Genomic DNA, 12,266 nt, shown 5'->3' with positions numbered 1-12,266 from the left:
TTGCTACTGCGCCAGGGCGCATTCGGCGCCGCACAGCCTGCCTAAGCATTTGAAATGCAATCAACTGTGGGAGCTGGCTTGCCTGCGATAGCGGTGTGTCAGCTTGCCCAAATGGCGCCTGATACTCCGCTATCGCGGGCAAGCCCGGCTCCCACAGTTGACCCTGTTGTTCTTACAGCATGCGCTCCAGGCCAACACTGGTGGCGAACCACGCATTAAACCTGCGCCACCAACTGCCCGGCTCCCGTGTCAGTGTGTGCAATTGGCCGTTATCCTCGGTCACCCACACCACCTGGCCATTCTGCAATTTCGCCTCATAGCTCAACGCTGGCGCCATGCCTTGCAGCGCCAGGTTGCGCACGTGTTCCGCCAGTTCGGGGCTGTCTACCAGCACCCCGACTTCGGTGTTCCACAGCACCGAGCGCGGGTCGAAGTTGAACGAGCCGATAAACGACTTTTGCCGATCAAAGATCATCGCCTTGCTGTGCAGGCTGGAGTCCGAGCCGTGGAAGGCGCCTCGGCGAAACAGGTGTGGGCCACTGCCACCGCCCGCATCGCCCGGTTGGCGGCGCAGCTCGTAGAGTTTCACGCCGTGTTCCAGCAACGCCTTGCGATAGAGCGCGTAGCCGCCGTGTACGGCAGGCACGTCGGTGGCTTCGAGGGCGTTGGTCAGCAGGCTGACTGACACGCCCGCATCGGCGCGCCCGGTCAGGTACACCAGCCCGGGTTGCCCCGGCACGAAATACGCCGAAATCATCATCAGCTCATGGCTGACGCCTTCCAGCTCCGGCGCCAGCTGAGTGGTTAGCAGTAAGCGTGGATCGGGGTCAGCCTTGGCCAGCACTTTGCTCGGCGCATCCCACAACGCCTGGTTCCAGGCCCAGATCAGCTCGCGGCGCCAGATGTCCATGCGCGGTTGTGTCTGGTAAGTGCGCAAGCGGTTATAGAGGGCGTGGTTCTGCTGGCGTGACTCAGCCAACGAGTCTTGCAGGCGTGCGCGTGCGGCGTTCAGGTCACCCTTGGACGGGGTGCTTGAGACGAAGTCGTCAATGGGCTTGCTCAGCGCGCTGTTCCAGTACTGATCAAAGCTGTGCCCGAGCTGCTCGGCCACCGGGCCGACGCTGAGCATGTCGATATCGGTGAAGTTGAGATTGGGCTCGGCATCAAAATACTCATCGCCCAGGTTGCGCCCGCCGACAATGGCCACGCTGTTATCCGCCAGCCACAGCTTGTTGTGCATGCGCCGGTGTTGCAGCGACAGGTTGAACAGCCGGCCCATCGCCCGTGTCACGCCGGTGCTGCGGCCCAGGTGCAGCGGGTTGAACAGGCGAATCTGGATCTGCGGGTGGGCGGCGAGGGTGGCGATAACCTGATCGAGGCCGTCGCTGGTGGTGTCGTCCAGCAAGATACGGATGCGCACACCACGGTCGGCGGCCTTGAGCAGTTCATCCACGAGCATGCGCGTGCTGATGCCGTCGTGCACGATGTAGTACTGCAGGTCGAGGCTGCTCTGAGCATTGCGGATCAGTTCGGCACGGGCCATGAAGGCTTCGCTGCTGTTGGGCAACAGGCGAAAGCCCGAACGACCTTGGTACGGCGCCGCCTGGGCCTGGATCGAGCGCCCGAACGAGGATTGCGCCGCAGGCAGGGCGTCGCTGGGGATGCGCGGTGCATCGACCGTGGCGCAGCCACTCAGCGTCAGGGCGCCCAGCAGCAAAAACGGTAAAAGCCGTCGAATCATCAAAGGCACTGCTTCCAGGTCAGGGCGGTTGTGGGATATGACGGCAGATTGCGGGGAAAGGTCAGTCGGTCACCTCGGCAAGCATCTTCATCGCGGCGGCCCCGACCTTGCGCACTGCCTCTTCGATCTGCGGCGTTGGCTTGGCAGCGTAGTTCATGCGCAGGCAATTACGGTATTTGCCGGAGGCGGAAAAGATGCTGCCCACCGCCACCTGTACGCCTTGTTCCATCAGCACACGGTTAAGCTTCAAGGTATCAAAGCCTTCCGGCAGCTCGATCCATAGCATGAAGCTGCCTTGGGGCCGACTGGCACGGGTGCCGGCCGGAAAATAGCGGCTGACCCAATCGAGCATCAAGTCGCGATTGCGCTGGTATTGGGTGCGCATCCGCCGCAAATGCGGCTCGAAGTGACCGTTTTTGAGGAACTCTGCGATGGCGATCTGCGGTTGCGTCGCTGTGGAACCGGTGCTGATGTATTTCATGTGCAACACCCGCTCAAGATAGCGCCCTGGCGCTACCCAGCCGATGCGCAGGCCGGGCGCCAGGGTTTTCGAGAACGAGCTGCACAGCAGCACACGGCCATCTTCGTCGAAAGATTTGATCGTGCGCGGACGCGGGTAGCTGTAGGCCAATTCGCCGTACACATCGTCTTCAATAATCGCCACGTCAAAGCGCTGGGCCAGGGTTAGCAGTGCGCGTTTGCGTGCCTCGGGCATGATGTAACCCAGCGGGTTATTGCAGTTGGGGGTCAGCTGGATGACCTTGATCGGCCACTGTTCCAGTGCCAGCTCCAGTGCTTCGAGGCTGATGCCGGTGATGGGGTCGGTGGGGATTTCCAGGGCCTTCATGCCCAGACCTTTGAGGGTTTGCATCGCGCCGTGAAAGCTTGGCGAGTCGACCGCAACAATATCGCCAGACTCGCAAATCGCGTGAATGCTGGCGGACAGCGCCTCATGGCAGCCGGTGGTGATGACGATATCTTCGGCAGTCAGCTGGCAGCCTGAATCCAGAGACAGTCGGGCGATCTGCTCACGCAATTCCATACAGCCAAGGATATTGTCGTAATACAGCCCCGGCAGGTCCTGGCGGCGGCTCACGCGGGCCAGGCTGCGCAGCAGGGGCTTCATGGTCGGCGACAATACGTCCGGCATGCCACGGCCCATCTGTATGACGTCTTTGCGCGGCACGGCGCGAATCAGTTCCAGCACCTGGTCCCACTGCGAGATTTCCACCGGGCGCTGTGCCGGGCGGCCGATTTCCGGCAGCGCCGGCAACTCGCGTCCGACCGGCACAAAGTAGCCCGACTTGGGCTTGGGCATCGCCAGGCCGTTGTCTTCGAGCAAGCGATAGGCTTGTTGCACGGTACTCAGGCTCACTCCGTGTTCCACACTCAAGGCCCGCACGGAAGGCAAGCGATCACCGGGGCGATAGAAGCCCTGCTCGATGCGCGTGCCCAGTAATTCGGCGAGGTTGACGTAGAGGGTCATGGTGATCGCTCCGAGGGGACCAGTACAGATAGGCGCAAAATACAGGATTCAGCCGTTCATGGGCAGTATCTGTATGGATTTAATAAAGATTGGTTGAATCTGTAATGGTTTTGCCCGCGCGCCCATCCTAGTCACTCATGGCAACAGGCAAATGAGGGGCAACACGATGAACGGCATGAGCGATGTGCGGCTGATGTTACACAGTCAGCAATTGCAGGCAGGGCAGGAGCGGGCGAAGGCGCCGCGCGATATCAGCCGCTGGAGTCTGTTCTGGCACCGCCGCTACACGCGCAAAGCCTTGCTGCACCTGACCGGTGAGCAACTGCGTGACGTCGGGTTGACTGCCGAACAGGCGCGCCAGGAAGGCATGAAGCCGTTCTGGCGCGACTGATCAGAGCAGCTCTTTGAAGCGGTGCCAGAGCATCCCCAGCGCCAACAGCGGCGAGCGCAGATGTTTGCCGCCGGGGAAGGTGATGTGCGGCACCTGGGCGAACAAATCAAAACGCCCCTGCTGTTGGCCGCTGATGGCTTCGGCCAGCAGCTTGCCTGCCAGGTGCGTGGCGTTGAGGCCATGGCCGGCGTAGGCCTGGGCGTAATACACGTTGGGCTGGTCGGCCAGCCGGCCAATCTGCGGCAGGCGGTTGGCGCCGATGCCGATCATGCCGCCCCATTGGTAGTCGATCTTCACGTCCGCCAGTTGCGGGAACACCTTGAGCATTTTGGGGCGCATATAGGCGCCGATGTCCTGCGGGTCGCGGCCGGAATAGTGGCAGGCTCCGCCGAACAGCAGGCGGCGGTCGGCGGACAGGCGGAAGTAATCCACGGTCACGCGTTGATCGCACACCGCCATGTTCTGCGGCAGCAGGCTGGCGGCCTGGGCTTCGTTCAAGGGTTCGGTGGCGATGATGTAGCTGCCGGCGGGCAGCACCTTACCGCTCAATTGCGGGTTCAGGCCGTTGAGGTAGGCGTTGCAGGCCAGCACCAGGGTGTTGGCGCGCACGTTGCCATTGGCGGTGTGCACGTTGACCTCGGGGCCGTAGTCGATGCGCGTCACTTCGGACTGCTCAAACAGCTTCACGCCCAGCTGCTGCGCGGCGGCGGCTTCGCCGAGGGCCAGGTTCAGCGGGTGCAAATGGCCGGAACCCATGTCGATCATGCCGCCTACATAGCGCTCGGAGCCGATCACGCTGCTCATCTCGTTGGCTTGCAGCAGACGTACTTCATGGCGATAACCGAGGTTGCGTAGTTCTTCGGCGTCTTCGGCCAGGCCGATCAGATCGCGGGGTTTGTTGGCGAGGTCGCAGTAACCCCAGGTCAGGTCGCAGGGGATCTGATAGCGCTCGACTCGCTCGCGCACGATCTCGACGGCTTCCAGGCCCATCAGCTTCATCTGGCGCACGCCGTCGCTGCCGATCACGTTGCTGAACTGGTCCAGGCCGTGGCCGACACCGCGAATCAGCTGGCCGCCGTTGCGGCCGCTGGCGCCCCAGCCGAGCTTGCGCGCTTCCAGCAGCACCACGCTAAAGCCGCGCTCGGCCAGCTCAAGCGCTGTGTTTAGGCCGGAATAGCCGCCGCCAATCACGCACACATCGGCGCGCACTTCGCCCATCAGCGCCGGGTAGTCAGGCTGTGAAACGCTGCTGGCGGCGTAGTAGGAAGCGGTGTGCCGGGCGCTGGCGGTCATGGGGAGCATCCCTGTTTGGAAAATTTGACGCAGGATACAGCGGTCGGACGAAGCTGTCTGCGCAGCACGTTTTGCGTCAGAATCCACGCCTATTCGCCGTTCGGTAAGTGTTTCGATGAGTTGCAACAGCCAGAAAATCAGCGCGCTGCGCAGGCAGATCCCTTCGTTCGAGTGCGTCCCCGGCTGCCACGACTGCTGTGGGCCGGTGACCACCTCACCCGAGGAAATGTCGCGCCTGCCACGCAAGACTGCCGCCGAGCAGGAGGCGGCCATGGACGAGCTGAACTGCGTGCACCTGGGGCCGAACGGCTGCACGGTGTATGACGAGCGGCCGCTGATCTGCCGGTTGTTTGGCACTACCAAGACGTTGCCGTGCCCGAATGGGCGGCGGCCGGTGGAATTGATTCACCCTAGGGTTGAGAAGCAAATTCACGAGTACATGGCGAGTACCCGGCAAGTACTGGTCTGACGGATGTACTGGATCAAAAAAATGTGGGAGCAGGCAAGCCAGCTCCCACATTTGACCGAATTGTGTCATTTGGTCAGTCGGGGATCGGCAGATTGAGGCTCTCTTTCACCTCTTCCATCACGATATAGCTCTTGGACTCGCGCACATGCGGCAGCTTGAGCAAGATATCGCCGAGCAATTTGCGGTACGAGGCCATCTCGGAGATTCGCGCTTTCACCAGGTAGTCGAAGTCGCCTGACACCAAGTGGCACTCCAGCACATGGGGCAGCTTCAGCACGGCGCGGCGGAATTCCTCAAAGGTGTCGCCCGACTTGTAATCCAGGCTGATCTCGACAAATACCAGCAAACTCCCCTTCAAATGCTGCGGGTTGAGCCGCGCGTTGTAGCCCATGATGATCCCTTCGCGCTCCAGGCGGCGGACCCGCTCGGTGCACGGCGTGGTCGACAGCCCGACCTTTTCCCCCAGCTCCGTGAACGAAATACGCCCATCGGTTTGCAGGATACGCAGGATATTGCGGTCGATCTTGTCCAGCTCCCGCTTGGTCTGGGTGTTGGTACGCATAGGGGATACGCCTCTGTGAAAAGGGTTTTTGCCGAGAATTGTCGCCAAATATAGGCATTTATATAGTGAAATGCACTGGTCATTGTTTTTTACACTGCGCCCATCATTGCTCGAATAACACACGTCAGCGGCTAAGCCCGTGATGAGGATATAAAAATGCGCGTTCTGGTCTTGGGTAGCGGCGTCATTGGGGTGACCAGTGCCTACTATTTGGCGCGGGCCGGCTTTGAAGTGGTTGTGGTCGACCGTCAGCCCGCCGCTGCCATGGAAACCAGTTTCGCCAACGCAGGCCAGGTGTCGCCGGGTTATGCCTCGCCCTGGGCCGCGCCAGGCGTGCCGCTCAAGGCCATCAAGTGGTTGCTGCAACGCCACGCGCCACTGGCGATCAAAGCCACCGCCGATATCGATCAGTACCTCTGGATGGCGCAGATGCTGCGCAACTGCACCCAGAGCCGTTATGCGGTGAACAAAGAGCGCATGGTGCGCCTGTCCGAATACAGCCGTGACTGCCTTGACGAACTTCGCGCCGAAACCGGCATTGCCTACGAAGGCCGCAGCCTTGGTACTACGCAGTTGTTCCGCACCCAGGCGCAATTGGATGGCGCAGCCAAAGACATCGCCGTATTGAAAGAATCCGGCGTGCCGTTCGAATTGCTCGACCGCGCCGGCATTGCCCGCGTAGAGCCAGCCCTGGCCAGCGTCACCGATATCCTCGCCGGCGCCCTGCGCCTGCCCAACGACCAGACCGGCGACTGCCAGATGTTCACCACGCGTCTGGTGGACATGTGCAAGCAATTGGGCGTGGAATTCCGTTTCGAACAGGACATCCAGCGCCTTGATTACGCCGGTGATCGCGTTAATGGCGTGTGGATCGATGGCAAGCTGGAAACCGCCGACCGTTACGTACTGGCCCTGGGCAGTTACTCGCCCAAGTTGCTTAAGCCGCTGGGGATCAAGGCGCCGGTGTACCCGCTCAAGGGTTACTCGCTGACCGTGCCGATCACCAACCCGGCGATGGCGCCGACTTCGACCATTCTTGATGAAACCTACAAGGTCGCGATCACCCGTTTCGACAACCGCATCCGCGTCGGCGGCATGGCTGAAATAGCCGGTTTTGACCTGTCGCTGAACCCTCGTCGACGTGAAACCCTGGAGATGATCGTCAACGACCTTTATCCTCAGGGCGGCGATTTGACCGAAGCCACTTTCTGGACCGGCCTGCGCCCGACCACACCCGACGGCACGCCGATTGTCGGTGCCACCCCGTTCAAGAACCTGTTCCTGAACACCGGCCACGGCACCCTTGGCTGGACCATGGCGTGCGGCTCTGGCCGTTTGCTGGCTGACCTGATGGCGAAAAAAACGCCGCAGATCAGCGCCGAAGGTCTCGATATTTCCCGTTACGGCAGTAACCACCAGGAGTCCGCAAAACATGTCAATCCAGCGCCAGCTCACCAATGAGCGCATGAGCCAGATCGTTGTTCACAGCGGTACGGTGTACCTGGCAGGCCAAGTCGGCGACGACATGAATGCCGGGATTGAACAGCAGACCCGCGAAACCCTGGCCAATATCGAGCGTTTGCTGGACCTGGCCGGCACCGACAAAACCAAGTTGCTGTCGGTGACGATCTACCTCAAAGACATCGATGCCGATTTCGCCGGCATGAACGCGGTGTGGGACAAGTGGCTGCCTAAAGGCGTGGCCCCGGCCCGTGCCACGGTTGAGGCCAAACTGTGCGAACCGGAAATTCTGGTAGAGCTGTCCGTGGTGGCTGCGCTGCCTTAAACGTAGCTTTTTTCCCCCGGCGCCGTGGCTGATAGTCGGCGCCGGTTTTTCTTCACTTTACCGCCTAGAAGCCTGCCGCCATGCGTCCTGCCCGTGCCCTGATCGACCTCCAAGCCCTGCGTCATAACTACCAACTGGCCCGTGAAGTCACGGGAGCCAAAGCCCTCGCCGTGGTCAAGGCGGATGCCTATGGCCATGGTGCCGTACGTGTGGCCCAGGCGCTGGAAGCCGAGGCGGAGGGGTTTGCGGTGGCGTGCATCGAGGAGGCATTGGAGCTGCGGGCTGCCGGGATTCGTGCGCCGGTATTGCTGCTGGAAGGTTTTTTCGAAGCTGACGAACTGCCGCTGATCATCGAACATGATTTTTGGTGCGTGGTGCATTCGTTGTGGCAGTTGGAAGCCATCGAACAAGCCCGGCTGAGCAAACCGCTGACCATTTGGCTCAAGCTCGATTCGGGCATGCACCGCGTAGGCCTGCACCCCAAGGATTACCACGAGGCGTACCAGCGCCTGCTGGCCAGCGGCAAAGTGGCCAGGATCGTACTGATGAGCCACTTCGCCCGCGCCGATGAACTCGATTGCGTGCGCAGTGACGAGCAAGTGGCGGTGTTTGAAGCGGCCCGCCAAGGGTTGTCGGCCGAGGTCAGTCTGCGTAATTCGCCGTCGGTGATGGGCTGGCCGAATATGTCCAGCGACTGGGTGCGCCCAGGCATCATGCTCTACGGTGCCACGCCGTTTGGTGAGGACCAGGCCATCGCTGCGCGTTTGCAGCCGGTGATGACCCTGGAATCGAAAGTCATCTGCGTGCGTGAATTGCCGGCCGGTGAGCCGATCGGTTACGGCGCCAAGTTCATCACGCCAAAACCGATGCGCGTCGGCGTGGTTGCCATGGGCTATGCCGACGGCTACCCGCGCCATGCACCGACCGGCACGCCAGTGCTGGTGGCAGGCCAGCGCAGCCAGTTGCTGGGCCGAGTGTCCATGGACATGCTCTGCGTTGACCTCACCGACGTGCCCCAGGCCGGGCTCGGTTCCACCGTGGAGCTGTGGGGCAAAAATATCCTTGCCAGTGACGTGGCGGCGGCTGCCGAGACCATCCCCTACCAGATTTTCTGCAACCTGCGCCGCGTACCAAGGCTCTATTGCGGGGCTTAAGCAGCGCCTACGAGCAGAGCCCACCGGGATTTAGGTCCAAGTGTTGTAAATACTGAACGCTGTCGCCATGATAACGCTCAACTACAACAAAGCCTGAATCCTAGGAGGCTCCTGCATTGGACGTCGGCGAACGACTGCAATCCATCCGTAAACTCAAAGGTCTTTCCCAGCGTGAGCTCGCCAAGCGCGCGGGTGTCACCAACAGCACCATTTCGATGATCGAAAAAAACAGTGTCAGCCCCTCGATCAGCTCCTTGCGCAAGGTGCTGGGCGGCATCCCCATGTCCATGGTCGAGTTCTTTTCCGAGGAGATCCTCCAGGAAAAACCGACGCAGATCGTCTATAAAGCCAATGAGCTGATCGACATCTCGGACGGCGCCGTCACCATGAAACTCGTCGGGCGCGCGCACCCCAGCCGGGCGATTGCGTTTCTTAACGAGATCTACCCGCCGGGCGCCGATACGGGCGAAGAAATGCTCACCCACGAAGGCGAAGAAACCGGGATTCTGGTGGAAGGTCGCCTGGAGTTGGTGGTCGGTCTTGAAACTTTTGTGCTCGAAGCCGGCGATAGCTACTACTTTGAAAGCACCAAGCCGCATCGTTTTCGCAACCCGTTCGACGTGCCGGCGCGGCTAATCAGCGCAGCCACACCTGCGAACTTTTGACAGAAGAGGCGTGCTGCCAGCGTTGCAGACACACCCGTCGTTGTAACCGTGAGGCCGAATCTCCCTTTATTTAATAGGGTTGTTTCGGCATGACGGGCTAACCGTTATACTTTCGCCGCCTGCGAAACCGTGGCCGCAGGCGTGAATAGCCACCATTGAGGGTGAACGCGTGAACCTAATTATGAAAATGCTGGCTGCACCAGCAACCGTACTGGCCCTATGGGCTGTCAGCGCTCAAGCTGCGACCAATGATGAAATTGCCAAGCGCCTGGAGCCTGTCGGCCAGGTGTGTGTCCAGGGCCAGGAATGCAAAGGGATGGAAGTTGCCGTGGCTGCGGGCGGCGGCGGCGGCGCGAAGACGCCGGATGAAGTGATTGCCAAGCACTGCAATGCGTGCCACGGCACGGGTTTGCTGGGCGCACCGAAGATCGGTGACAGCGCGGCCTGGAAAGACCGCGCCGACCACCAGGGCGGCCTCGACGGCCTGCTGGCCAAGGCGATCACCGGCTTGAACGCCATGCCGCCAAAAGGCACATGCGCCGATTGCTCGGATGCTGAGCTGAAAGGCGCAATCGAGAAGATGTCGGGGCTGAAATAAACCGATCTTCGCCAAAAAGCCGCTGACCAGCGGCTTTTTTGTGCCTGCGATTTGTACTTCAACGCTGTTCATTGCAGCAAAGACCCGGCAAGCTCGGTCCAACCCCTAATCACGGAATGTTCAGGAGGGTCGGATGGTGCAGTTGTGTTCAATCGAGCAAGCAGTTGACGACGTACTGGCACGCTTGCCGGCGCATATCCACATGGGCATGCCGCTCGGTCTGGGCAAGCCCAACCTGTTCGTCAATGCGCTGTACCGGCGTATCGCCAAGCTGCCGGAGCGCGAGCTGACGATCTATACCGCACTGGCCCTGGGCCGCCCGACCATGGGTGACGGCTTGCAGAAGCGCTTTCTCGAACCCTTTATCGAGCGGGTATTCGGCGACTATCCCGAGCTGGATTTCCTGGCGGATTTGCACAAGGACAGCCTGCCAAAGAACATCCGCGTGCAGCAATTCTTCATGCAGCCTGGCAGCCTGCTGCATAGCGCGTCGGCGCAGCAGGACTACGTCAGCAGCAACTACAGCCACGCTGCCCGCGATATCAACGCCGCCGGCTTGAACCTGGTGGCGCAATTGGTCGCCAGCAGCGCCGAACACCCCGACCGGCTGAGCCTGAGCTGCAACCCCGATATCACCCTCGACCTGCTGCCGATGATCGCCAAGCGCCGCGAAGCAGGCGAAACCATCCTCGTCGTCGGCCAGGTTCACAGCGATTTGCCCTATATGCCCGGCGATGCCGAACTGGGTATGGACGCCTTCGATTACCTGATCGACGAGAAGGACAGCACCACGCTGTTCTCCACACCGAATATGCCGGTCGGCTTTCAAGACCACTTTATCGGCTTGCATGCCAGCACCCTGGTGCGCGATGGCGGCACGTTGCAGATTGGCATTGGCTCGATGGGCGATGCGCTGACCGCCGCCTTGCTGGCGCGCCAGGCCGATAACGAAGCCTACCGGTTGTTGCTGACGGATCTGGATGTTTACCAGTGGGCGCCTTTGATCAGCCGCGAAGGCGGTGTCGAGCCCTTTGCGCGTGGCCTTTATGGATGCAGCGAAATGTTCGTCAACGGCCTGCTGGTGCTGGCCGATGCCGGGATTATTCGGCGCAAGGTCTACCCGGATGTGACGACCCAGCAGCAGGCCAACGCCGGCACCCTGGATGACGCCGCGCAGCCCGACGGTGTTTCCATTCACGGCGGTTTCTTCCTCGGGCCGCGCAGCTTTTACCAGCGTTTGCAGGAAATGACTCACGCCAAACGCCTCGAATTCAACATGACCGCCATCAGCTACATCAACGAGCTGTACGGGCAGGAAGCACTCAAGCGTCTGCAACGCCTGGATGCGCGCTTTATCAACAGCGCGATCATGGTGACGCTGCTCGGTGCGGGCGTGGCCGACCAGCTCGAAGACGGTCGCGTACTCAGCGGCGTGGGCGGGCAGTACAACTTTGTTGCGCAAGGCCATGCGCTGGAGGGCGCGCGTTCAATCCTGATTCTGCGCAGCTGGCGCGAGTCGGCGGGTGAGGTCAGTTCCAATATAGTCTGGGAGTACGGGCACTGCACCATCCCACGGCACCTGCGGGATATCGTCATTACCGAATACGGCATTGCCGACTTGCGCGGTCAGACGGATGCCAAGGTGATCGAGGCCTTGCTCAAGGTCACCGACTCGCGCTTCCAGAACGACCTGATCGAACAGGCGCAAAAGGCTGGCAAGCTGGCCAAGGACTTCGAACTGGACCCACGTTTTACTGAGAATACGCCGGAGCGGCTCAAGGGCATTCAGGCGCGGCATCGCCGGTTGTTTCCGGAATATCCGTTGGGCACTGATTTTACCGATGAGGAACGGGACCTGTTGCGCGCCCTTAACTGGCTCAAGAGCAAATTCAAGCTGACGGAGATTCTGGAATTGGGCCGGGCGGCACTGGATGCACCGGAGCCGGAGGCGTTTCCCGAGCATTTGAAGCGCATGCGGCTGGATCAGCCGGAGGGGTTGAAAGAGGATCTGTATCAGCGCTTGCTGCTTGCTGGCCTCCAAGCCACCGCGCACTGACAGGCACCAAAAATCAAATGTGGGAGCTGGCTTGCCTGCGATAACGGAGTGTCAGTCGACAGAGT

The 12,266-nt window shown here is 60.9% G+C and carries 12 protein-coding genes; 8 read left to right on the top strand and 4 right to left on the bottom strand.

The annotated features are described in order from the left end of the window. Nucleotides 1-172: 172 nt before the first annotated feature. Nucleotides 173-1,741 (bottom strand): phospholipase D family protein, encoded by a 1,569-nt coding sequence (locus FEM54_RS11895; protein WP_138451008.1) that lies wholly within the window; start codon nucleotides 1,739-1,741, stop codon nucleotides 173-175. Nucleotides 1,742-1,802: 61 nt separating this feature from the next. Then, nucleotides 1,803-3,227, bottom strand: coding sequence for an aminotransferase-like domain-containing protein (locus FEM54_RS11890; protein ID WP_017135857.1), 1,425 nt, complete (start codon nucleotides 3,225-3,227; stop codon nucleotides 1,803-1,805). Nucleotides 3,228-3,393: 166 nt separating this feature from the next. Here FEM54_RS11890 and FEM54_RS11885 point away from each other — a divergent pair, with 166 nt between their 5' ends. Then, nucleotides 3,394-3,618, top strand: a complete 225-nt coding sequence (locus FEM54_RS11885) for a DUF1127 domain-containing protein (protein WP_017135858.1) — start codon at nucleotides 3,394-3,396, stop codon at nucleotides 3,616-3,618. Here the strand turns inward: FEM54_RS11885 and FEM54_RS11880 are convergent, their stop codons facing one another. Beyond that, a complete protein-coding gene (locus tag FEM54_RS11880; RefSeq protein WP_099550266.1) occupies nucleotides 3,619-4,911 on the bottom strand; it encodes an NAD(P)/FAD-dependent oxidoreductase in 1,293 nt (430 codons plus the stop codon). A 115-nt stretch (nucleotides 4,912-5,026) separates the two neighbouring features. Between FEM54_RS11880 and FEM54_RS11875 the strand changes: the two genes are divergently transcribed. Further along, nucleotides 5,027-5,380, top strand: a complete 354-nt coding sequence (locus FEM54_RS11875; RefSeq protein WP_017135860.1) for a YkgJ family cysteine cluster protein — start codon at nucleotides 5,027-5,029, stop codon at nucleotides 5,378-5,380. A 73-nt stretch (nucleotides 5,381-5,453) separates the two neighbouring features. Here FEM54_RS11875 and FEM54_RS11870 read toward each other — a convergent pair whose 3' ends face one another. Then, on the bottom strand, nucleotides 5,454-5,942 hold the full coding sequence (locus tag FEM54_RS11870) for an Lrp/AsnC ligand binding domain-containing protein (protein WP_003176896.1): 489 nt from the start codon (nucleotides 5,940-5,942) through the stop codon (nucleotides 5,454-5,456). Between the two features lie 156 nt (nucleotides 5,943-6,098). Here FEM54_RS11870 and dadA point away from each other — a divergent pair, with 156 nt between their 5' ends. From dadA to FEM54_RS11840, 6 genes are all read left to right on the top strand, one after another. Next, a complete protein-coding gene (gene dadA, locus FEM54_RS11865; RefSeq protein ID WP_017135861.1) occupies nucleotides 6,099-7,403 on the top strand; it encodes a D-amino acid dehydrogenase in 1,305 nt (434 codons plus the stop codon). Continuing rightward, nucleotides 7,375-7,728 (top strand): RidA family protein, encoded by a 354-nt coding sequence (locus FEM54_RS11860; protein WP_017135862.1) that lies wholly within the window; start codon nucleotides 7,375-7,377, stop codon nucleotides 7,726-7,728. Before dadA ends, FEM54_RS11860 begins: the two co-directional genes overlap by 29 nt. An 80-nt stretch (nucleotides 7,729-7,808) precedes the next feature. Next, nucleotides 7,809-8,882 (top strand): alanine racemase, encoded by a 1,074-nt coding sequence (alr, locus tag FEM54_RS11855; RefSeq protein WP_138451006.1) that lies wholly within the window; start codon nucleotides 7,809-7,811, stop codon nucleotides 8,880-8,882. A gap of 116 nt (nucleotides 8,883-8,998) precedes the next feature. Continuing rightward, complete coding sequence (locus FEM54_RS11850; protein ID WP_017135864.1) at nucleotides 8,999-9,547, top strand: cupin domain-containing protein; 549 nt, start codon at nucleotides 8,999-9,001, stop codon at nucleotides 9,545-9,547. Nucleotides 9,548-9,728: 181 nt separating this feature from the next. Continuing rightward, nucleotides 9,729-10,145, top strand: a complete 417-nt coding sequence (locus FEM54_RS11845; RefSeq protein ID WP_138451010.1) for a c-type cytochrome — start codon at nucleotides 9,729-9,731, stop codon at nucleotides 10,143-10,145. A gap of 133 nt (nucleotides 10,146-10,278) precedes the next feature. Next, a complete protein-coding gene (locus FEM54_RS11840) occupies nucleotides 10,279-12,201 on the top strand; it encodes an acetyl-CoA hydrolase/transferase C-terminal domain-containing protein (protein ID WP_017135870.1) in 1,923 nt (640 codons plus the stop codon). Nucleotides 12,202-12,266: the final 65 nt, after the last annotated feature.

The organism is Pseudomonas edaphica, assembly GCF_005863185.1.
Classification (GTDB): Bacteria; Pseudomonadota; Gammaproteobacteria; order Pseudomonadales; family Pseudomonadaceae; genus Aquipseudomonas; species Aquipseudomonas edaphica.
The sequence above is the reverse complement of the archived record's forward strand: the minus strand, read 5'-3'. Positions and strand labels throughout refer to the sequence as shown.

Coding starts and splice junctions, on each gene's coding strand:
- FEM54_RS11895 (WP_138451008.1), bottom strand. CDS start 1,741: ATGATTCGACGGCTTTTACCGTTTTTGCTGCTGGGCGCCCTGACGCTG.
- FEM54_RS11890 (WP_017135857.1), bottom strand. CDS start 3,227: ATGACCCTCTACGTCAACCTCGCCGAATTACTGGGCACGCGCATCGAG.
- FEM54_RS11885 (WP_017135858.1), top strand. CDS start 3,394: ATGAACGGCATGAGCGATGTGCGGCTGATGTTACACAGTCAGCAATTG.
- FEM54_RS11880 (WP_099550266.1), bottom strand. CDS start 4,911: ATGACCGCCAGCGCCCGGCACACCGCTTCCTACTACGCCGCCAGCAGC.
- FEM54_RS11875 (WP_017135860.1), top strand. CDS start 5,027: ATGAGTTGCAACAGCCAGAAAATCAGCGCGCTGCGCAGGCAGATCCCT.
- FEM54_RS11870 (WP_003176896.1), bottom strand. CDS start 5,942: ATGCGTACCAACACCCAGACCAAGCGGGAGCTGGACAAGATCGACCGC.
- dadA (WP_017135861.1), top strand. CDS start 6,099: ATGCGCGTTCTGGTCTTGGGTAGCGGCGTCATTGGGGTGACCAGTGCC.
- FEM54_RS11860 (WP_017135862.1), top strand. CDS start 7,375: ATGTCAATCCAGCGCCAGCTCACCAATGAGCGCATGAGCCAGATCGTT.
- alr (WP_138451006.1), top strand. CDS start 7,809: ATGCGTCCTGCCCGTGCCCTGATCGACCTCCAAGCCCTGCGTCATAAC.
- FEM54_RS11845 (WP_138451010.1), top strand. CDS start 9,729: ATGAAAATGCTGGCTGCACCAGCAACCGTACTGGCCCTATGGGCTGTC.
- FEM54_RS11840 (WP_017135870.1), top strand. CDS start 10,279: ATGGTGCAGTTGTGTTCAATCGAGCAAGCAGTTGACGACGTACTGGCA.